20 protein-coding genes are annotated in these 18,376 nt (G+C 48.4%); 9 read left to right on the top strand and 11 right to left on the bottom strand.

Annotated elements, in window-relative coordinates; genetic code table 11:
* Positions 1 to 10 precede the first annotated feature (10 nt).
* Entirely contained in the window at positions 11 to 937 is a 927-nt protein-coding gene (locus ACK5NH_RS18255) for an exopolyphosphatase (protein WP_416922360.1), read from the bottom strand.
* Positions 938 to 2,257: an ATP-dependent RNA helicase RhlB gene (rhlB, locus tag ACK5NH_RS18260; protein WP_416922362.1), complete on the bottom strand. Its 1,320-nt coding sequence runs from the start codon at positions 2,255 to 2,257 to the stop codon at positions 938 to 940.
* Between the two features lie 152 nt (positions 2,258 to 2,409).
* On the opposite strand from rhlB, the gene trxA reads away from it, so the two are divergent.
* Both trxA and rho read left to right on the top strand, forming a co-directional pair.
* Entirely contained in the window at positions 2,410 to 2,736 is a 327-nt protein-coding gene (trxA, locus tag ACK5NH_RS18265) for a thioredoxin TrxA (protein ID WP_011070766.1), read from the top strand.
* A gap of 211 nt (positions 2,737 to 2,947) precedes the next feature.
* Positions 2,948 to 4,213: a transcription termination factor Rho gene (gene rho / locus ACK5NH_RS18270; protein ID WP_011621213.1), complete on the top strand. Its 1,266-nt coding sequence runs from the start codon at positions 2,948 to 2,950 to the stop codon at positions 4,211 to 4,213.
* Between the two features lie 183 nt (positions 4,214 to 4,396).
* On the opposite strand, the gene ACK5NH_RS18275 is transcribed toward rho, so the two are convergent.
* The gene (locus ACK5NH_RS18275; RefSeq protein WP_416922365.1) at positions 4,397 to 5,314 is read right to left on the bottom strand and encodes a LysR family transcriptional regulator; all 918 of its coding nucleotides are present in this window, start codon (positions 5,312 to 5,314) and stop codon (positions 4,397 to 4,399) included.
* 120 nt (positions 5,315 to 5,434) lie between these two features.
* On the opposite strand from ACK5NH_RS18275, the gene ACK5NH_RS18280 reads away from it, so the two are divergent.
* Positions 5,435 to 6,457, top strand: coding sequence for a zinc-binding alcohol dehydrogenase family protein (locus tag ACK5NH_RS18280; protein WP_416922367.1), 1,023 nt, complete (start codon positions 5,435 to 5,437; stop codon positions 6,455 to 6,457).
* Positions 6,454 to 6,738, top strand: a complete 285-nt coding sequence (locus ACK5NH_RS18285) for a putative quinol monooxygenase (RefSeq protein WP_416922369.1) — start codon at positions 6,454 to 6,456, stop codon at positions 6,736 to 6,738. The genes ACK5NH_RS18280 and ACK5NH_RS18285 overlap by 4 nt, the downstream gene beginning before the upstream one ends.
* Positions 6,739 to 6,800: 62 nt before the next feature.
* Here ACK5NH_RS18285 and ACK5NH_RS18290 read toward each other — a convergent pair whose 3' ends face one another.
* The 4 genes from ACK5NH_RS18290 to ACK5NH_RS18305 all read right to left on the bottom strand — a co-directional run bounded on the left by ACK5NH_RS18290 (position 6,801) and on the right by ACK5NH_RS18305 (position 11,203).
* Entirely contained in the window at positions 6,801 to 7,532 is a 732-nt protein-coding gene (locus ACK5NH_RS18290; protein WP_011070759.1) for a fumarate reductase iron-sulfur subunit, read from the bottom strand.
* Positions 7,532 to 9,538, bottom strand: coding sequence for a fumarate reductase flavoprotein subunit (locus ACK5NH_RS18295; RefSeq protein ID WP_416922372.1), 2,007 nt, complete (start codon positions 9,536 to 9,538; stop codon positions 7,532 to 7,534). The genes ACK5NH_RS18290 and ACK5NH_RS18295 overlap by 1 nt, the downstream gene beginning before the upstream one ends.
* Before the next feature lie 62 nt (positions 9,539 to 9,600).
* Positions 9,601 to 10,272, bottom strand: coding sequence for a fumarate reductase cytochrome b subunit (locus ACK5NH_RS18300; RefSeq protein WP_416922374.1), 672 nt, complete (start codon positions 10,270 to 10,272; stop codon positions 9,601 to 9,603).
* A gap of 205 nt (positions 10,273 to 10,477) precedes the next feature.
* A complete protein-coding gene (locus tag ACK5NH_RS18305; RefSeq protein ID WP_416922376.1) occupies positions 10,478 to 11,203 on the bottom strand; it encodes a fumarate reductase cytochrome b subunit in 726 nt (241 codons plus the stop codon).
* A gap of 442 nt (positions 11,204 to 11,645) precedes the next feature.
* Here ACK5NH_RS18305 and prmA point away from each other — a divergent pair, with 442 nt between their 5' ends.
* From prmA to ACK5NH_RS18330, 5 genes are all read left to right on the top strand, one after another.
* A complete protein-coding gene (gene prmA / locus ACK5NH_RS18310) occupies positions 11,646 to 12,527 on the top strand; it encodes a 50S ribosomal protein L11 methyltransferase (protein ID WP_416922378.1) in 882 nt (293 codons plus the stop codon).
* A 175-nt stretch (positions 12,528 to 12,702) separates the two neighbouring features.
* Positions 12,703 to 13,671 (top strand): tRNA dihydrouridine synthase DusB, encoded by a 969-nt coding sequence (gene dusB / locus ACK5NH_RS18315; protein ID WP_416922380.1) that lies wholly within the window; start codon positions 12,703 to 12,705, stop codon positions 13,669 to 13,671.
* A gap of 16 nt (positions 13,672 to 13,687) precedes the next feature.
* A complete protein-coding gene (fis, locus tag ACK5NH_RS18320) occupies positions 13,688 to 13,993 on the top strand; it encodes a DNA-binding transcriptional regulator Fis (RefSeq protein ID WP_006083371.1) in 306 nt (101 codons plus the stop codon).
* Between the two features lie 266 nt (positions 13,994 to 14,259).
* Positions 14,260 to 15,003, top strand: coding sequence for an iron-sulfur cluster repair di-iron protein (gene ric, locus ACK5NH_RS18325; protein WP_416922383.1), 744 nt, complete (start codon positions 14,260 to 14,262; stop codon positions 15,001 to 15,003).
* Between the two features lie 94 nt (positions 15,004 to 15,097).
* Complete coding sequence (locus ACK5NH_RS18330) at positions 15,098 to 15,601, top strand: helix-turn-helix domain-containing protein (RefSeq protein WP_416922385.1); 504 nt, start codon at positions 15,098 to 15,100, stop codon at positions 15,599 to 15,601.
* A gap of 4 nt (positions 15,602 to 15,605) precedes the next feature.
* Here ACK5NH_RS18330 and ACK5NH_RS18335 read toward each other — a convergent pair whose 3' ends face one another.
* The 4 genes from ACK5NH_RS18335 to ACK5NH_RS18350 form a co-directional block, all read right to left on the bottom strand.
* Positions 15,606 to 16,184 (bottom strand): HupE/UreJ family protein, encoded by a 579-nt coding sequence (locus tag ACK5NH_RS18335; RefSeq protein ID WP_416922387.1) that lies wholly within the window; start codon positions 16,182 to 16,184, stop codon positions 15,606 to 15,608.
* A 149-nt stretch (positions 16,185 to 16,333) separates the two neighbouring features.
* The gene (locus ACK5NH_RS18340; protein ID WP_416922389.1) at positions 16,334 to 17,056 is read right to left on the bottom strand and encodes an HAD-IA family hydrolase; all 723 of its coding nucleotides are present in this window, start codon (positions 17,054 to 17,056) and stop codon (positions 16,334 to 16,336) included.
* A complete protein-coding gene (gene xerC / locus ACK5NH_RS18345; protein WP_416922391.1) occupies positions 17,056 to 17,955 on the bottom strand; it encodes a tyrosine recombinase XerC in 900 nt (299 codons plus the stop codon). The genes ACK5NH_RS18340 and xerC overlap by 1 nt, the downstream gene beginning before the upstream one ends.
* 48 nt (positions 17,956 to 18,003) lie before the next feature.
* The coding region (locus tag ACK5NH_RS18350; RefSeq protein WP_416922393.1) for a DUF484 family protein at positions 18,004 to 18,376 on the bottom strand (373 nt) is incomplete at its 5' end.

The following is an 18,376-nucleotide window of genomic DNA, read 5'->3' on the forward strand; positions in this document are numbered from 1 at the left end:
AGCGTTGAGATTAAATTGCTTCTTCTAAAATCCGCTGCGCCAGCATAACTAACACGCCTTCACGCAATGCACCACCTGATAACGCCAACAGCTCAATCCCCAAGAGTTCAAAGAGTGCGAGTAAAATTGCCACCCCAGCGGCAAATGTCGGCGCACGTTCGGCACTTAGGCCGATAACTCCGGCTAGGCTAGCATCCTCCTCGGCAAGGATTTCCGCTTTGAGCTGTGTCAGCACGGCTAAGGTAATGGTTTCCGACAACTTACGGTGCATTAAAACTTCAACCACAGATTGCACCGCGCCAGAAGCCCCAACGACACAGTGCCACCCCAAGTCTTTTAACCTTTGTCTATGTTCACCTAAGACTTCCAGCACTTCTTGTTTGGCATCGTCAAAATCAAGCTCTTGCAACGGGGCGTTGCTAAAGAAGCGACGGTTAAAAGTCACGCTGCCCATAGGTAAGCTGGTCTTAAACTGAACTTGATGACCATCACCGATAATAAACTCGGTACTGGCACCGCCAATATCAATGACTAAACGTCGACCTTGCCCGCAGGTAGTCGCCACCATGCCTTGATAAATTAGCTCGGCCTCACGCATACCCGAAATAATTTCAATCGGATGACCTAGGAGCGGGATCGCTTTCTGATTAAACTCATCGGCGTTATTAATTGTACGCAGTGTCGCCGTGGCAATCACAGCGACATGATTTGGATGGATCTTATGCAACGCTAACATTTGAGCAAACATCGCTAGGCAATCTAAGCCACGCTGCATCACTTCCGCAGTTAAATGACCATCTTCACCGATACCTTCTGCCAACCTGACCTTACGCTTATATTTAGCAATAATATGTGGCCGACCACCTTTTGTCTTAGCGATCAGCATATTAAAACTGTTAGAGCCTAAAGTAATGGCGGCATAAGCAGGTGTTGGCATTTACGGCTGTCTACGCGTCCTGTCATGACGAGGTGGACGACCACCACTACGATGAGCACCTTGAGGTCGCCCTGCTCCAGAGCGCTCACGTAAATTGCGCGCTCCAGCGGGGTGTTTGCGATGAATTTTGACCGGCGGAGGAATATCATCCAGCAACGCATCGCGGTCATAATTACTCACCGGAATAGAGTGATTGATATAGCTCTCAATCGCTGGCAAGTTTAGAGCGTATTCTTCACAGGCGAAACTGACCGATACGCCTTTGTTACCTGCACGTCCTGTACGACCGATACGATGGACGTAGTCCTCACAATCATCAGGTAAATCATAGTTATAGACGTGAGAAACATCGGAGATATGCAATCCGCGTGCAGCAACGTCGGTCGCGACTAAAATATCTAATTGACCTTGGGTAAATTGCTCAAGGATACGAATTCGTTTCTTCTGCGGCACATCGCCCGTCAGTAAACCGACACGGTGACCATCCCCCTCAAGCCAAGACCATAGGTTCTCACAACTGTGCTTAGTGTTTGAAAAAACAATGGCCTTCTCGGGCCAATCTTCTTCAATCAATGTCAGCAGTAAACGAATTTTATCTTCTTGGGAAGGATAGAAAATTTCTTCTTTGATGTTCTTAGAGGTTTTTTCTTCGGGAGCAATTTCGACTTTCACGGGATCATTCATATGATCGTAAGCCAGCTCCTGCACTTTCATTGAAAGCGTCGCAGAAAACAACATATTCAGACGCTGATCGGCATTGGGCATACGTCGGAAGAGGAAACGAATATCTTTGATAAAACCGAGGTCGAACATGCGATCGGCTTCGTCTAAGACCACAGCTTGAATCGCATTTAAGCTAATAATGCCCTGACGCACATAGTCGATAATCCGACCGGTAGTCCCGATTAAGATATCAACGCCTTGGTCGAGCACTTTACGTTGAATATCATAACTCTCGCCACCGTAAACGATCCCCACTTTTAAGTGAGTGTGCTTGGCAAGGAGAATCGCGTCTTTTGCAATTTGAATCGCCAGCTCGCGAGTGGGGGCCATAATGATGGCACGCGGCTGATTAAGCTGACGGTTTTCAGGAATTGGCGTCGATAATAAATGGTTAAAGGTGGCAACCAAAAACGCCATTGTCTTACCTGTGCCCGTTTGAGCTTGGCCGGCGATATCTTTTGATTGAAGTAATACGGGTAATGATAACGCCTGTATTGGCGTACAAAATTCGAAGCCGTTTTCGGCAAGGGCCTGTTTTACCTCTGGATGCAGAGGAAGGTCGGCAAATTTTTGATTAGATAAATGTGTTTGGCTCATAGCGCAAGCATACCATTTGGGGTTGCAATAAGATACTCGATCGTTTGAAATAGCCACATTGTAAAAAGGTAACTTGAAAAGCTATTTTTCAGCCCCAATATACATGGTAAGCCATTAACAAACCAGCAATGGCAACCAAACTGGAGAACATCATGAGCGATAAAATTATATACCTGAGCGACGACAGCTTCGAAAACGACGTATTAAAGGCCGATTTACCAGTATTGGTAGACTTCTGGGCTGAATGGTGTGGTCCATGCAAAATGATCGCTCCAATCCTTGACGACGTTGCCGAAGAGTACGCAGGCCGTGTAACTATCGCTAAACTAAACGTTGACCAAAACAACGTTTCTCCAGCGAAATATGGCGTTCGTGGTATCCCAACTTTACTGTTATTTAAGAACGGTGAATTAGCGGCGACTAAAGTTGGCGCACTGTCTAAAACTCAATTAAAAGAGTTTATCGACGCACAAATCTAATTTGTTGTCGCTATGAGTGACCTCCGGCACAAGCTTTAATTAATTGTGCCGGAATACCCCTAAATTTCTGGACGCCCCGCTTTGTTAGTGCTACTTTAATAACCAGATTCTTTCTAACTAAACCACTTCTCGCTCGTCAATCACTATCCTGAATCACAAACTTTACTGATTGATCGCGGTAAGCTTTGTCGCGTAACACAAGATCCCCAACATGAACTTAACTGAATTAAAAGACACGCCGATATCCGACCTAGTCTCGCTAGCCGAAAATATGAAACTCGAAAATATGGCCCGTGCTCGCAAGCAGGACATTATTTTCTCTATTCTTAAAGCCCACGCCAAAAGTGGCGAAGACATTTTCGGTGGCGGTGTATTAGAAATACTCCAAGACGGATTCGGTTTCTTACGTAGTGCAGATGGATCTTATTTAGCTGGCCCAGATGACATTTATGTGTCACCAAGCCAAATTCGCCGCTTTAACATGCGAACGGGCGACACTATTTTTGGTAAGATTCGCCCACCGAAAGAAGGTGAACGTTATTTTGCCCTGCTAAAAGTTAACGAAGTTAACTTTGATAAACCAGAAAACTCTCGCAACAAAATCCTCTTTGAAAACTTAACCCCACTCCACGCAGAAGAACGTATGCGCATGGAGCGTGGTAATGGCTCTACTGAAGACATCACTGCCCGTATTTTGGATTTATGCTCGCCGATCGGTAAGGGGCAACGTGGTCTGATCGTTGCGCCACCAAAAGCGGGTAAAACCCTATTACTGCAAAACATTGCTCAGTCAATCACCTACAACAACCCTGAAGTGGTGTTGATGGTGCTGCTGATCGATGAACGCCCAGAAGAAGTGACCGAGATGCAACGCCTAGTTCAAGGCGAGGTGATTGCATCAACCTTCGACGAACCAGCTAGCCGTCATGTGCAAGTGGCTGAAATGGTCATTGAAAAAGCCAAGCGTTTAGTTGAACACAAGAAAGACGTCGTGATCCTGCTCGACTCTATCACTCGTTTAGCCCGCGCCTACAACACTGTTATCCCTTCATCGGGCAAAGTGTTAACTGGTGGTGTGGACGCTAACGCCCTGCACCGTCCTAAGCGCTTCTTCGGTGCGGCTCGTAACATCGAAAACGGCGGCAGCTTAACCATTATCGCTACCGCACTGGTTGATACCGGTTCTAAGATGGACGAAGTGATTTACGAAGAGTTTAAAGGTACTGGTAACCAAGAACTTCATCTGTCTCGTAAAGCCGCTGAAAAACGCGTATTCCCAGCGATTGACTTCAACCGCAGTGGTACTCGTCGCGAAGAAAAACTGACGACGCCTGATGAGCTGCAAAAGATGTGGATCCTGCGTAAGATCTTAAATCCAATGGATGAAGTCAGCGCAATGGAATTCCTGATCGATAAACTGGCGATGACTAAGACCAACGAAGAATTCTTCACCGCGATGAAACGCGCTAAGTCTTAATTCGAGATTCATCTTCCATAAAAAAGCCGCTAAATGCGGCTTTTTTATTGCCCTTTGTAAGCCATGTAACATACGAGCCTCCCGACATTAAACAGCCTTTAACGGGTAACAGCCTTCGCAATTTCATCACTAAATATCAATGCTTTGGGTAAGGAGTACATTCAACTTGCATGTAAACAGCGTTTAAGATTTAAGGTACGCCGCCAAGGCTCGGCTTAAGGTTTGGGTCTGTTGCCTAAGCATTTCGCGTAGTAGCAGCACGACGGGAGTCACATGTTCGCGCCCAGGACACACTAAATATAGATTAACCGCCTCACCTCGATATTCGGGGAGTAAGGGAACAAGGCGCCTCGCCATAATATCTTCCGCCAGATCTAGGCTCGATTTAAATACTAAGCCCTTCCCTGCAACCGCCCAGCGGCGAGCGATTTCCGCATCATTCGCGCTGCGATTCCCCGTCACGCGGATTTTAAATTCTTGCCCATCGCGTTCGAATTGCCATTGGTCATGGGTTCTATCATCTAACTTATAAAACAAGCAATTATGTTGCGTTAGCTGCTCTAAGGTTTCGGGTTTACCAAACCTTGCTAGATATTCAGGCGAGGCACATAACACTCTGTCTACAGAACAAATCGGGAAGGCGACCTGATTAGAATCCTGCGGCTTACCGTAACGCACCGCCACATCTATTTTATCGTGGTAAAAACTGCTGATATTGTCGCCCAAATGCAAGCGCACCTGCAGCTGCGGAAAATCTAAGAGGAAGTCATCGAGCCAAGGGACGAATAGGTTACGTCCAAAGTCGGATGAAACCGACAGGCTCAAGGTGCCAGAGATCTTGCCCTTATCACTGGCTATAGCCTGCTCTCCTAATGCGAGATCACTTAAGGCTCGGCGGCAATGAATAAGGTAACGTTCCCCCTGCGCCGTTAACCTAAGGCTTCGAGTCGTGCGCACAAACAGACTGCTATCAAGCTGTTTTTCAAGGCGTTTAATCGCTGCACTTGCCGACGCCGCAGAGAGTTCCATTTCGGCTGCAGCTGCAGAAATACTGCCGCAATCGGCGACGCGAACAAATAATGCGAGATCATTAAGCAGCATGATTATCAAATTTCCTTTGAAAAAATTACAAACTTTACCCCGTTTATCTTGGAGTTAATATTCCACACAATGACTCCCTATGACAAGTAACAGACACGCGTCGCCAAACGAGGAATTGACATGAAAGCCATTGGTTACCAAACCGCTGGGGCAATTAGCGCACCCAATGCATTAGAAAACATCACACTCGCCGAACCTACACCACAAGGCTTTGATCTTTTAGTCGAAGTCAAAGCGATTTCCGTCAATCCCGTCGATACTAAAGTTCGCACATCGCGCTCGGCACCTACGGGGGAATATAAAATCCTCGGTTGGGATGCCGTCGGTGTCGTTAAAGCCGTTGGGGACAAAGTCAGCCTGTTTAAGGTAGGTGATGAGGTCTGGTATGCCGGCGATATTAGCCGCAGCGGCAGCTATGCCGAATATCAGTTAGTAGATGAGCGAATAGTGGGTCACAAACCTAAAACCTTAAGCAACGCTCAAGCTGCCGCCCTGCCCTTAACCAGTATCACAGCTTGGGAGTTATTGTTTGATCGCTTAGGATTGCCCAAAGATGGTTCTGCCAGCGATGCGCGAATTTTGATTATTGGCGCGGCAGGCGGTGTCGGCTCCATCATCACTCAGCTTGCAGTCAAACTCACTGGCGCGGAGTTGATTGGCACGGCATCACGCCAAGAATCAGCAGCTTGGGTTAAAAACTTAGGTGCCGATGCGGTCATTAATCACAACAAGCCTCTCTCGGACGAACTGGCTCAATTGGATATTGCCGATGTTACCCATGTGATTAGCCTAACCCAAACCGATAAACACTTTGACGAAATCGTAAAAGTACTCAGACCTCAAGGAAAACTGGCGCTGATTGACGATCCTGTCGGTCCCTTAGATGTGATGAAGCTTAAGCGTAAAAGCCTGTCGCTACACTGGGAGCTAATGTTTACCCGTAGCCTATATCAAACTGAGGACATGATTGCCCAACATCATCTGCTCAATCGTATCGCCGAACTTATCGATGCGGACACACTTCAAAGCACCTTTGGTGAACATTACGGCACTATCAATGCAGAGAATTTGCTTAAAGCCCATGCACAAATAGAGTCGGGTAAAGCGATTGGAAAAATTGTATTAGAAGGATTTAACCAATGAAAATTACAGTTTTTGCGCAAATCCAAGCGCATTCAGGCCAAAGCGATGCGTTGTTTAGGGTACTCAAACAGTTAGTGAGGGATACCCACACAGAGGCAGGTTGCATTGAATACACTCTACATAATGCCTTAGATGATGCTAATCAGTTTTGGGTGTATGAAGTGTGGCAATCCCAAGCGGCGCTCGATGCACATATGGCAAGTCCGCACTTTAATACTTTTTTAGCGGCCTCAGAGGCATTAGTTAAGCAGGTTGATATTCATAAGACGTATGCCTGTTGAGAACCCCACAAAAAAGCGCCTACAAAGGCGCTTTTACTTGTAAATCAAACAGCTAATCGATATTACACCAGTGTCATCGCCATTTTACGGCGTAGATAGGCAATCTGCTGCATATGGGGTAAATCTTTCGGGCAGTTGTCTTGGCAGCCGAGCAGGGTCATACAGCCGAACACCCCGTCCTGATTACCAATCACATGGTAAAAGTCCTCAGCCGTACGTGCATCGCGGCTATCGAGTTCGAAACGAGCGATTTTCATCATGCCCACCGCACCGACAAAGGTCTCACGCATTTGTTTAGTCGCACAGGCAGATACGCAAACTCCACACTCGACGCAACGTTCTAATTCATAGAGCCGCGCAGCTTCCTCTGGCGCCATCGGCTCTTCGAGGCGATGGATGCTGATATCGTTAGCCTTAGGATGTAACCATAGCTTTAAGCGTTCGGCGAGTTCGCGCATAAATTTACCTGTATTCACCGATAAATCACCAATTAATTCAAAGCCAGGTAGCGGCATCAGGGTGATTTCGCCTTTAGGATACTTGGCCGTTAAGGTTCGGCAAGCCAAGGTTGGGAAACCATTGATCACCATAGCACAACTGCCACAGATCCCGGCACGACACACAAAGTCAAACTGCAACGAAGTGTCTTGCTCTTCTCTCAACTTATTGAGCGCGATGAATACCGTCATCCCCGGCGTTTCGGTCAGCTGATAACGCACCATCTTCGGCTTATCGTTTGGCTCCTGTGGATCATAACGAAAAATATTAAAGGTTAGCTGGCGACCTTGGCTCATTATGATTTTTCTCCTAGCGCATTGGCTGATGGTCTTTGTAAGGTATCACTTAAACGTTCATTTTTAGCTTGAAGGCTCGGCGGCAGCTCAAAGGGCATTAGTGCCGCTTGGCGCTGATAACGGTCGGCATCTTCACCAAGCCCAGCCAAAATCTCGGCAATTTGTTGCTCACGCTTGGCGGTATCTGGGTGGGCAATCGCATTATCGATACCATAACCCCGGTATCCAGGCGGCAGCTCCATCTTCATCACATCCAGCGGCTCGTAGCTTAAAACAGGTGCTAAGGCATCGGCATCGGGCCAACTTGCTAGGGTACGGTTGAGCCAGTCTCTGTCATTACGCTGCGGATAATCCTCACGGGCGTGGGCACCTCGGCTCTCGGTACGAGCCGCCGCGCCACAGGCTACCGTTAGCGCCACCTTCAGCATACGCTTCACCCTTAATGCTTCGACCAGCTCTGGATTGGCGTGACGCTTTTTGCACTTAATCCCGAGTTTACGTGAGCGTTCAAGCAAGGCTTTTAGCTCAGTCACTGCTTTATCAAGCTCAGGGCCATTACGGAAAATCCCCACGTAATCCATCATAATCCGCTGCATTTCGCGCTTCAGCTCGAAGGGGCTTTCGTGGCCCTCGCCATCGACTAAGGTATCGATTTCAGTCTGCACCTGCCGCATAAACTTTTCGGCTAGCTTAGTGTCGATCTCAAGGCTGTTATTCTCACAAAAATCAGCTACATATTTGCCGATAATCATACCGCCGACCACGGTTTCGGCGAGCGAATTGCCGCCTAAGCGGTTGAAGCCATGCATATCCCAACAGGCGGCTTCGCCCACGCTGAATAAGCCCTTGAGCTGAGGGCTCTCGCCCGTGGCTTTAGTGCGGATCCCGCCCATGGAGTAATGCTGTGTGGGCCGCACGGGGATCCAATCCTTAGCTGGGTCGATACCGAGGAAGTTCTCGCAAATCTCTTGAACTTCACGCAAGTTGGTTTCGATATGTTTGCGCCCAAGCAGGGTGATATCGAGCCATAAATGTGGGCCATAGGGACTATCCACGCCCTTACCTTTACGCATATGTTCGGTCATGCGACGAGATACCACGTCCCGTGACGCTAGCTCTTTCTTTTCAGGTTCATAGTCCGGCATAAAACGGTAGCCGTCTTTATCCCGCAGTAAACCGCCGTCACCACGGCAACCCTCAGTGGTCAAAATCCCCACGGGCACAATCGCTGTTGGGTGGAATTGCACTGCCTCCATATTACCAAGGGTCGCGACCCCCGTTTCGAGCGCCAGCGCCTGACCTATCCCCTCGCAAATAATCGCATTGGTTGAGACTTCATAAATGCGGCCATAACCGCCAGTGGCAATGGTGGTTGATTTAGCAACGTAGGCACGCAGTTCGCCCGTGATTAAACAGCGGGCAATGGCACCGTGACAGCGTTGACCATCGTGGATTATTGCCAGCGCTTCGACGCGCTCATGGACGGGAATATCCATTGAAATCGCTTTGTTATCCATGGCATAGAGTAAAGAGTGGCCGGTACCGTCGGCGGTGTAGCAGGTGCGCCATTTTTTGGTACCGCCAAAGTCGCGGGCATTGATCAACCCATGAGCCTCTTCTGCTTCCTGCAGTGTGACTTTTTGGGCATTAACAATCACTTCCCTTGGGCCTGCGGTCACACGAGTCCAAGGCACGCCCCAGTTGGCTAATTCACGCACCGCCTTAGGCGCACAATGGGCGAACATTCTGGCGACTTCTTGATCGCAGCCCCAGTCAGATCCTTTTACTGTGTCCTGAAAGTGCACGTCTTCATCATCGCCCATGCCTTTGACGGCATTGCCAAGACTTGCCTGCATTCCCCCCTGCGCTGCGGCGGAGTGAGAACGTTTGGCAGGAATAAGCGATAAGACTAAGGTATCGAGCCCACGCTCTTTAGAGGCAATGGCCACTCTCAGGCCTGCCAATCCGGCACCAACCACTAATGAATCGGTATAAATCAGTTTCACGCCTGCTCCTTAACGGGTACTGCTGTTATTGTTTTGGGACAACACTCTTTTATTTATCTCGCTCAACTCGCGTGGGGTAAAAATGCCAGTAATGACGCAATCCCTACGGTGACAAAAGCGACACTCACAATGGTTTTGATCTTACGTAAACGGCTGCGACTATTGAGATCCCGCGCTGCGCCCCACTTAAGTGCCACGCGGTAAATACCAATGGCAGCATGTAATTCCACCGTCAGCAATAAGGGCAGATACACCATCCACACCCCCTGATTCCAAATTCGATCGGCACTGCCTTGCGGGCCAATGGTTTCTGGGGCCGAACCGATAAGCCACAGATGCACAGGCAACAACAACAGGATCACCACGCCAGTTATGGCTTGCCAGCGCCACAATCGCGTATCACTGTGATTGATTACTTGCATCTGTTGTCGCAGCGCCCTTTGTTGCCGCAAGCTCATGGGCAACTTCTGCAGCGCCACAATCACATGCACAAGGGCTAAGGCGGCAATGCCGATGGCGATACAAGTCACCACCCAGGGGTAGCCATGACCATCACTGGAGAGAAAACTCAGCTCCATAGTGCGAGCCACCCAGCTCATGGCATCGCCACCCAACAAAATGGACGACACCAACACTAAGTGAGTCCATAAAAACACTGCCAGAATGACACCAGACAAACTCTGGCTTAAATCCAGCCACGCACTCCATTTTTTTATACTTAGTTTGATTGCCATTGTTTTCGCCTCGTGCCGCAGGCTCTAGTGAGCCAAGCTCATTAAGTTATCCTCGAAAATTACTATCGCTCACAAATCCATCAAAAAACCTGAGTTAGATCAACTAGGAGGCGAATAATTAATCGAATGCTTAAATATTAGCAGCGAAACAAAATCCTGCTGCGCCCAATTCCTTCATGGGATGACGCAGCAGTAGGGTTTCACATCAATGTGGTACATAGGGCTGCACAGGCAGACTCAGCTCACTACCGATAAACATATAGGAGACTAAGCTGGCAGAGCCTAGGCATAACAAATAGATAATCAAGATCTTAGCGAGTTTACGTAAGCCTGAGCGCTGGGTCGTGATGCCCCACTTAACCGCCACCCGGTATAAGCCGATCATGGCGTGGATAACGACCGCTGGCAGCAATAAGGCGTAGAGCAACCAAGCATTATCGAGATAGACACGTTTGGCCGATAAATGCGGACCAATTTCAGGATTTAAGATCATGGTAAAGAGGTGCACTGGCACGAGGAAAAACAAAATAAAACCCGTGATTAACTGCCAAAACCAAGCATGGGTATCGCGGTGTTTAATGCCACCTAAATGTGAGCGCAACGCTCGCCACTGCCCAAGCTGCGCCGGAAATCGTCTAAGGGCAACGGCGGCGTGCAAGATGACGACTAATAGCATAAATACAGAGAAAACTTTGGTAACTACTGGAAATCCATGGCCAGTATTACTAAACATGCCACCTTCGAGCAACTGCACCACATGGTAAAAAGCCTCTTTACCGAGCAAAATGCTCGACTCAAAATGCATATGCAGCAACAGAAAGCAGCCCAACATAATACCAGTCGCGCTCTGTAATCTGTCAGCCTTAGCCGACCAAGGGTGACCTATCCCCTGTGTTTTCACGCTAGTGTGAACGCGCGTTACGCTTGTCATCTTGCTTTTACCCTTTAATGGTTTGTTGACGCCTCTTTGCAAACTACACCATAGCAGCAACAAAATACGCGGCTGAACGTCACAGATTTAAATCGTGAGGCAACTCACGGGACAAGCGTCAACTCTTAGAAGAGGATCACAAAAAAGCCGCAAAAACTAAACAAAGGTAAAACCAATTAACCATTATAATTCATGGCTTTATATTAAAAATCAAAACAGAGGGTTCGATTTTGCGTACAACCCAAAGATGACAAGCTAACTCCTTGTCCATGTTGAAATAAACCTCAATTCCTACCGTAAATCCCCCTGATTGTTAGCGCGAATTCCTCAACACACCAAAACACAGTTACTGGTGTTAAATTGCCACCGAATTCTGCAAATTAGCGCGGTTTGGGTATACAATAGCGCAATATTTTTTAAACCTAGCCACAGGATTTTACCCATGCCTTGGATCCAACTTCGCATTAACACCAACAGTGATGATGCTGAAACCATCAGCGACTTACTTATGGAAGAAGGCGCCGTTTCTATTACCTTTGAAGATGGTAAAGACACCCCGATTTTTGAGCCTAAACTGGGCGAAACCCCTCTGTGGCAAGATACCGTAGTTGTTGCCCTATTCGAGGCTGACACGGATTTAGCACCGACTATTGAGATACTGAAAACCCTGCCGTTTTTAGGTGAAAGCTTCAGCCACAAAATCGAGCAAATTGAAGACAAAGACTGGGTTCGCGAGTGGATGGATAACTACCACCCAATCCAATTTGGTAAACGCCTGTGGATTTGCCCAAGCTGGCGTGAAGTCCCCGATCCAAGCGCAGTGAACGTGATCTTAGATCCGGGTCTGGCCTTCGGCACAGGCACCCACCCCACAACGGCGCTGTGTTTAGAATGGCTAGATAGCTTAGATCTCAGCAACGAAGAAGTAATCGACTTTGGCTGCGGCTCAGGCATTCTCGCCGTGGCAGCGCTGAAACTGGGCGCGAAAAAGGTCACAGGTATCGATATCGACTATCAAGCCATCGAAGCCTCTAAAGCCAATGCCGAGCGTAACGATGTTGCCGACCAATTGGCGCTGTACCTTCCCGAAGACCAACCCGCCGATCTTAAGGCCGATGTGTTAGTTGCCAATATTCTCGCAGGCCCACTGCGTGAACTTGCCCCACTTATCGCCGAGCGCGTCAAATCTGGTGGTAAATTAGCCCTCTCTGGACTGCTTAAAGAGCAAGCGAAAGAAATCTCTGACTTCTATAGCCAATGGTTCGACATGGACGAAGCGGCTCACAAAGAAGATTGGAGCCGCTTGACAGGTAAGCGCAAATAACGCTAAAGGGGTGGCGCAACATGCGCCACCACTGGCTTAGGCTTATTTTGTCGATGACTTCTCAAGGCTAAAAAGTCAAGAAAAAAAATTGCTCCTAGGTCATTTATTGACCTTTTCACGGCCAATAAAAAGGGCTACTATAGCGCCCCTTTGAAGAGCTAAGGTGAAACAGTAAATGCAGATTGGACCCTATCAACTGAAGAATCAGCTGATCGTGGCACCAATGGCAGGTGTCACCGACCAAGCTTTCCGTAATCTCTGCCTTCGTTATGGTGCTGCCTTAGCGGTGTCGGAGATGCTTTCATCGAATCCTGAAGTTTGGGACACAGATAAGAGCCGCCAGCGTATGACGCATTCCGGCGAGGAAGGTATTCGCTCAGTGCAAATTGCAGGTGCAGATCCAGAGTTAATGGCGCAGGCCGCCCAGTTCAACGTCGAACAAGGTGCCCACATCATTGATATCAACATGGGATGCCCAGCAAAAAAAGTGAATAAAAAGCTGGCCGGTTCTGCCCTAATGCAAAACCCACCCTTAGTGAAAGAAATTTTACAAGCCGTGGTCGCTGCAGTAACGGTACCTGTCACGTTAAAGATTCGCACAGGCTGGGAGCCTGAACACAGGAACGGTGTTCAAATCGCCCAGATTGCTGAGGATTGTGGTATCGCCTCGCTCGCCGTTCACGGCCGCACGAGACAATGCATGTACAGAGGCAACGCCGAGTACGACACCATCAAGGCAATTAAACAGAATGTCTCGATTCCTGTTGTCGCGAATGGGGATGTCGACAGTCCGGAGAAAGCCCGCTTCGTGCTGGACTATACCGGTGTCGATGCTCTGATGATAGGACGGGGTGCTCAAGGACGGCCTTGGATTTTCAGAGAAATCCAGCACTACTTGGACACGGGTAATAAGCTAGCGCCCATTGAGGTGGCTGAACAGCGTCAAGTGATGCTGGAACACCTCACCAAACTTTATGATTTGTATGGTGAATATAAGGGTATCCGCTTCGCCAGAAAGCATATTGGATGGTACCTAGACCAAGAGGATCAGCGCCAGTTCCGGGCTGACTTTAATCAGCTGGAAACCGCTGCAGAACAGTATTCCCTAGTGGAATATTATTTTGATGAATTAGTACAGAATTAATAAAGAGCAGAATAGAATGTTTGATCAGACAACTAACACAGAAGTTCACCAGCTTACCGTTGGCAAAATCGAAACCGCAAACGGCACTATCAAGCCCCAGTTATTACGTGACGCCGTTAAGCGTGCCGTAACTAACTTCTTCGCACAGTTGGACGGTCAGGAAGCACAAGAAGTGTACGAAATGGTGCTAAGTGAAGTTGAAGCACCTCTGCTTGACATCATCATGCAACACACTCGCGGCAACCAAACCCGCGCAGCAAACATGCTAGGTATCAACCGTGGTACTCTGCGTAAAAAATTAAAGAAATACGGCATGAACTAATCCGCAAGGATTAAGCTGTTGTATTAAAAAGGCGAGTCAGCAATGACTCGCCTTTTTGCTTTATTTATTACTAACCTTTCCGTTTAACGCAAGCAACAAACTTAGCGACTCGATTGAACCCATATCGCCGCTACCCCACTACTCCCTTAGAGATATTTCACAGCATAAAATGTGATATGTCCGACTAATTTAGTCAGGATTTATTGCACCCAACAAAAGATGCAAATATTATGCATGTAAAATTATTCTCGCTTTGGAGTGTTGCTATGTTATCTGCCAATCTCTCGTCTGGAACCCAAGTTGAAGAACCATCAATCTCCCCATGGCTTGAACGTAAAGTAGGTGAGTTAGTCGCGGAGGATTTTCGTCGCGCCCACGTATTTAGCCAATTTGGTATTGATTTCTGCTGCGGGGGCGGTCGAGCACTCGCCAATGCCTGCGAGCGAGCAGAGGCCAATCCTGAACAGGTCGTCGCCGCACTTGAGGCTGTTTCCCACTCGGGAGCCAAAGAAGATGAACTCAATCAATTGCCACTCGACCAGTTAATCGATTATATCGAGCGCACCCACCATCAATACGTTCGCGCTAAGGCGCCGTTATTGCTCGAATACTCAGAGAAAATGGTACGCGCCCATGGTGAGCATTATGCGGAGATAGTTCCCTTCGCTGGCTGGGTGCGTGCCTTAATTGAAGACTTAATACCGCATTTGATGAAGGAAGAAAATATCCTCTTCCCGGCGATCCGCGCCATGAGCCAAGGTGAACAAGTGCAAGGTTGTTTTGGCCATATAGGCAACCCTATCAATGCGATGCAATATGAGCACGAAGAAGCTGGGCAAATTTTGCAAAAATTACACGAGTTAACCAACGATTTTACGCCGCCGGAATATGCCTGCACCACATGGCGCGTCTGTTACGCGACTCTGGTCGAATTTGAGGCAGACTTGCACCGACACATCCACCTAGAGAACAATATTCTCTTCCCTAAGGCGCTACAACTCGCCTCATAAACAAGGTTGATTAACACAAGGGCCAGCTCAATTGCTGGCCTTTGTGATTTTAGAGTGTTACAAAAAGTGGTGTGCTACGCAAGGAGCCGCCGCCATGACATACCCAACATTCGCACTCGATGATATTGGTTCACTGCATGAATCCGCCCAAGTGGAGTTTAAACTCGCGCAGGGCCGCGATGGCCAAGGTCAACTCCCCGAAGATATTTGGGCGACCTATAGCTCCTTCGCCAATACCTTAGGTGGAGAAATTATCCTCGGCGTGCGTGAAGAACATCGTCATTTCACCATTGAAGGCATCCCCAATCCCCTGCCCGTGTTGCAGGAATTTTGGGAAATTCTCGATGACCCCAGCTGCACTAGCCATAATATTCTGGCGATTTCTGATGTGCAGCTAATTGAGATTATGAATAAAAAGCTGATAAGAATTCGTGTACCGCTCGCGCCTGAGCACCTAAAACCTATTTTTATCGGCACTGATGCTTACACAGGTACTTATTTTCGTGTTGGGGATGCCGACATGCATGCCAGCCGAAGACAAGTCACGCAAATGCTGCGCCGCGCCCATCATTGCACCAAGCAACTCAAGGCGCGTTAAGGCATTAAAAGCCTGCGAGTAAATATCCACCCATAGCGGCAATCGCCACGCCCGATATCCGCATTAAGCTGCGTTGCCCCGTCAGGCGCTGCATGCCTAATCCTAACATGACCCCGCCAAGATGAATGACCGCGGTACCAAACAAGAAACCAAAGGCATAGAGTACGGGGCTCGCAAGTTCGGGCATTTCCATACCATGGGCATGCCCGTGGAAAATCGCAAACACGCCCACAAAGGCCATGGCAAACAACAGCGGAAGTTGGCGGTCGAAGGCTATCGCCAGCCCAAGCAATAAGACAGATAGCGCAATGCCAATTTCGACAAAGGGAACTGGAATCGCATTAAGACCTAAAATGCCACCCACCAACATGAAACACACAAAGGCTAAGGGCACAGTCCAAATAGCGCGGCCGCCCAATTGAGTACTGAGCATACCCACACTCAACATGGCGAGGAGATGATCAAAGCCTAACACTGGATGGTTAAAACCCGCCATAAAACCACCGCCGGAGTGGATTTCATGCGCCGAAGCTGGAGCAATAAACGATAGACTAAAAAGGAGAAAAAGACTTAAACGCACCATAGCAGTTCCTTGTCGATGATGGCGTAGCAACCTGGTAAAATGATGATGAATACTCTACGGTAAAGCCGTGAAACAGTCTTTGATCCTTATCACCTTAAGCTAGCGCTTAATTTCGCCGAGTGACATCACTCAAGTCCACTTGAGCCAAGTTAAGGCAGCAACATCTCTAATAGCGCATCTAGGGTCGCAATTTCCATATGGGGCAAGAGTGCAGCTATCGGCAGCGACGCCACTCGGCCAAAACTCGGGTTGAGCCAGACAGACTGGCACCCCGCCAAACGCGCACCGCGAACATCGGCATTCATACTATCACCCACGTGCAGCAGTTCGTCTAAGCCGATATCTAACCTTTCACAGGCCTGTGAAAACATATCTTTAGCAGGCTTCATCCGCACACCACTGCCAGGATGCAGCACAAATTCGAACACGTCACTCAAGCCAATACGCTCTGCGTCCACATTGCCATTGGTGATACCAATCAACCGAAAATGGGCCGATAAGCGCGTGAGCAGCGCCAAGACTTCGTCTGAAACCTGAAAATGGCTGCGATGAAAATAAAAACAATCCAAACCTTCCTGCGCGCCCCGTTTCGCCTCCGATTCACTATAGCCGAGTAATGACAGGCCCTTATGTAAGGTCGCGATTCTCGCCGCTGAAGTGTCATGGGCTAGCGCTGGATTTTGTTGTATCAGCTGTAACTTGAGCAGTCGCCATTGCTGTGGCAGCCAAGCTTGTGTCAGCGGAAATGCCTGATGCAAAAACTGAGTTAGCTCGGCTTCGGCATTAAGAATATGAGGCTCGTTATCGTATAGGGTATCGTCGAGATCGAAACTAATCGCGCGAATATTCTGGGGTCTAAGATAACAACGCATTATTTATCCTGTTGTTTTTTCGCTCTAGGATGGGCGTTATCATACACCTTAGCTAAGTGTTGGAAATCTAAACTGGTATAAATTTGCGTGGTAGACAGATTTTCATGGCCTAATAATTCCTGCACCGCACGTAAATCGGCACTGGATTCCAGCATGTGCGTCGCAAAGGAATGGCGTAATTTATGGGGATGCACCCGCATAGAAAGTGCCTGCTCCTGCCCCCATTTACTCATGCGCGCTTGGATGCTGCGATGGGACAAACGCTTGCCCTTCTCGGTGACAAACAATGCGTTATCTTCACAGGGGATTTGCTTGCGGCACTTGAGCCAAGCATCTATGGCCTCAAGCGCATAACGCCCAACGGGGACAATTCGCTCTTTGTTGCCTTTGCCTAAGACGCGCACTTCATGCTGGTCGTATTGCACACTGGATAAATCCAGCGCCGCCAGTTCTGCCAAACGCAATCCACTGGAGTAGAACAGCTCCATAATGGCTTTATCACGTAGGGTTAGCGGATCATTACCCTCAATCGCGAGCAGATGCGAGATAGAATCGACGTCGATATTCTTCGGTAATGGTTTGGCTTGTTTGGGCGCGCTCAGTCCATTAGCAGGATTGAGTTCAATCACGCCTGAGCGTAATAAAAACTCTCCCCACTGTTTAATGGCCGACAACCACAATGATAGCGAGCGTGGGCTTAAGCCCTTGCGGTGCAGCTTAGCAAGCACCTGTTGCCAATGCTCACGGCCCACATTGAGCAGATCAACGCCCTCTGGCAGTAACTCGCTTCCCCGCTGCAATTCGTACATATAATTGCGAACCGTATGCGCCGACAACTGGCGCTCAGACTGCATATAGGTTTCAAACTGCTGCAAATAGGACTGACACTGCGGGGTCATCTCCATCTCCTCATCATTAGGGAATTGAGGCAAGGCGAACCATATACCTTAAAGTTTGGCCAGCATATGTGCGAGTAATCGGCGCAATTGTTCGAGCAACATATTGTCCATATCGGGGTGGAAGTGCGCCGCATCTTGGCTAGCAACGGCAAAAATCATCGGAATTTCATCGGCTAACTTCACTAACGCGACTGAGCCCACTTCGCTACCAAACAGGCGTTTAGCTTCCTGCTGAGTTAAGCGGCCAAAGTAGTAATCCTTACGCAGACGCTGCGCCCAAATCGCTTTCATCTCAACATCGGCATCTAACACACTGATCAGGCGCACATGGGTAAAATTAAACTGCGTCTTTAAACTATCGGCTAATACTTCTTTAAGGGATTCTAAATTAACGCAATTGAGCAACTTAAAAGACAGCTCG

This window comes from Shewanella sp., assembly GCF_047975355.1.
In the GTDB taxonomy this organism is placed as follows: Bacteria; Pseudomonadota; Gammaproteobacteria; order Enterobacterales; family Shewanellaceae; genus Shewanella.

Coding starts and splice junctions, on each gene's coding strand:
- ACK5NH_RS18255 (WP_416922360.1), bottom strand. CDS start 937: ATGCCAACACCTGCTTATGCCGCCATTACTTTAGGCTCTAACAGTTTT.
- rhlB (WP_416922362.1), bottom strand. CDS start 2,257: ATGAGCCAAACACATTTATCTAATCAAAAATTTGCCGACCTTCCTCTG.
- trxA (WP_011070766.1), top strand. CDS start 2,410: ATGAGCGATAAAATTATATACCTGAGCGACGACAGCTTCGAAAACGAC.
- rho (WP_011621213.1), top strand. CDS start 2,948: ATGAACTTAACTGAATTAAAAGACACGCCGATATCCGACCTAGTCTCG.
- ACK5NH_RS18275 (WP_416922365.1), bottom strand. CDS start 5,314: ATGCTGCTTAATGATCTCGCATTATTTGTTCGCGTCGCCGATTGCGGC.
- ACK5NH_RS18280 (WP_416922367.1), top strand. CDS start 5,435: ATGAAAGCCATTGGTTACCAAACCGCTGGGGCAATTAGCGCACCCAAT.
- ACK5NH_RS18285 (WP_416922369.1), top strand. CDS start 6,454: ATGAAAATTACAGTTTTTGCGCAAATCCAAGCGCATTCAGGCCAAAGC.
- ACK5NH_RS18290 (WP_011070759.1), bottom strand. CDS start 7,532: ATGAGCCAAGGTCGCCAGCTAACCTTTAATATTTTTCGTTATGATCCA.
- ACK5NH_RS18300 (WP_416922374.1), bottom strand. CDS start 10,272: ATGGCAATCAAACTAAGTATAAAAAAATGGAGTGCGTGGCTGGATTTA.
- ACK5NH_RS18305 (WP_416922376.1), bottom strand. CDS start 11,203: ATGACAAGCGTAACGCGCGTTCACACTAGCGTGAAAACACAGGGGATA.
- prmA (WP_416922378.1), top strand. CDS start 11,646: ATGCCTTGGATCCAACTTCGCATTAACACCAACAGTGATGATGCTGAA.
- dusB (WP_416922380.1), top strand. CDS start 12,703: ATGCAGATTGGACCCTATCAACTGAAGAATCAGCTGATCGTGGCACCA.
- fis (WP_006083371.1), top strand. CDS start 13,688: ATGTTTGATCAGACAACTAACACAGAAGTTCACCAGCTTACCGTTGGC.
- ric (WP_416922383.1), top strand. CDS start 14,260: ATGTTATCTGCCAATCTCTCGTCTGGAACCCAAGTTGAAGAACCATCA.
- ACK5NH_RS18330 (WP_416922385.1), top strand. CDS start 15,098: ATGACATACCCAACATTCGCACTCGATGATATTGGTTCACTGCATGAA.
- ACK5NH_RS18335 (WP_416922387.1), bottom strand. CDS start 16,184: ATGGTGCGTTTAAGTCTTTTTCTCCTTTTTAGTCTATCGTTTATTGCT.
- ACK5NH_RS18340 (WP_416922389.1), bottom strand. CDS start 17,056: ATGCGTTGTTATCTTAGACCCCAGAATATTCGCGCGATTAGTTTCGAT.
- xerC (WP_416922391.1), bottom strand. CDS start 17,955: ATGACCCCGCAGTGTCAGTCCTATTTGCAGCAGTTTGAAACCTATATG.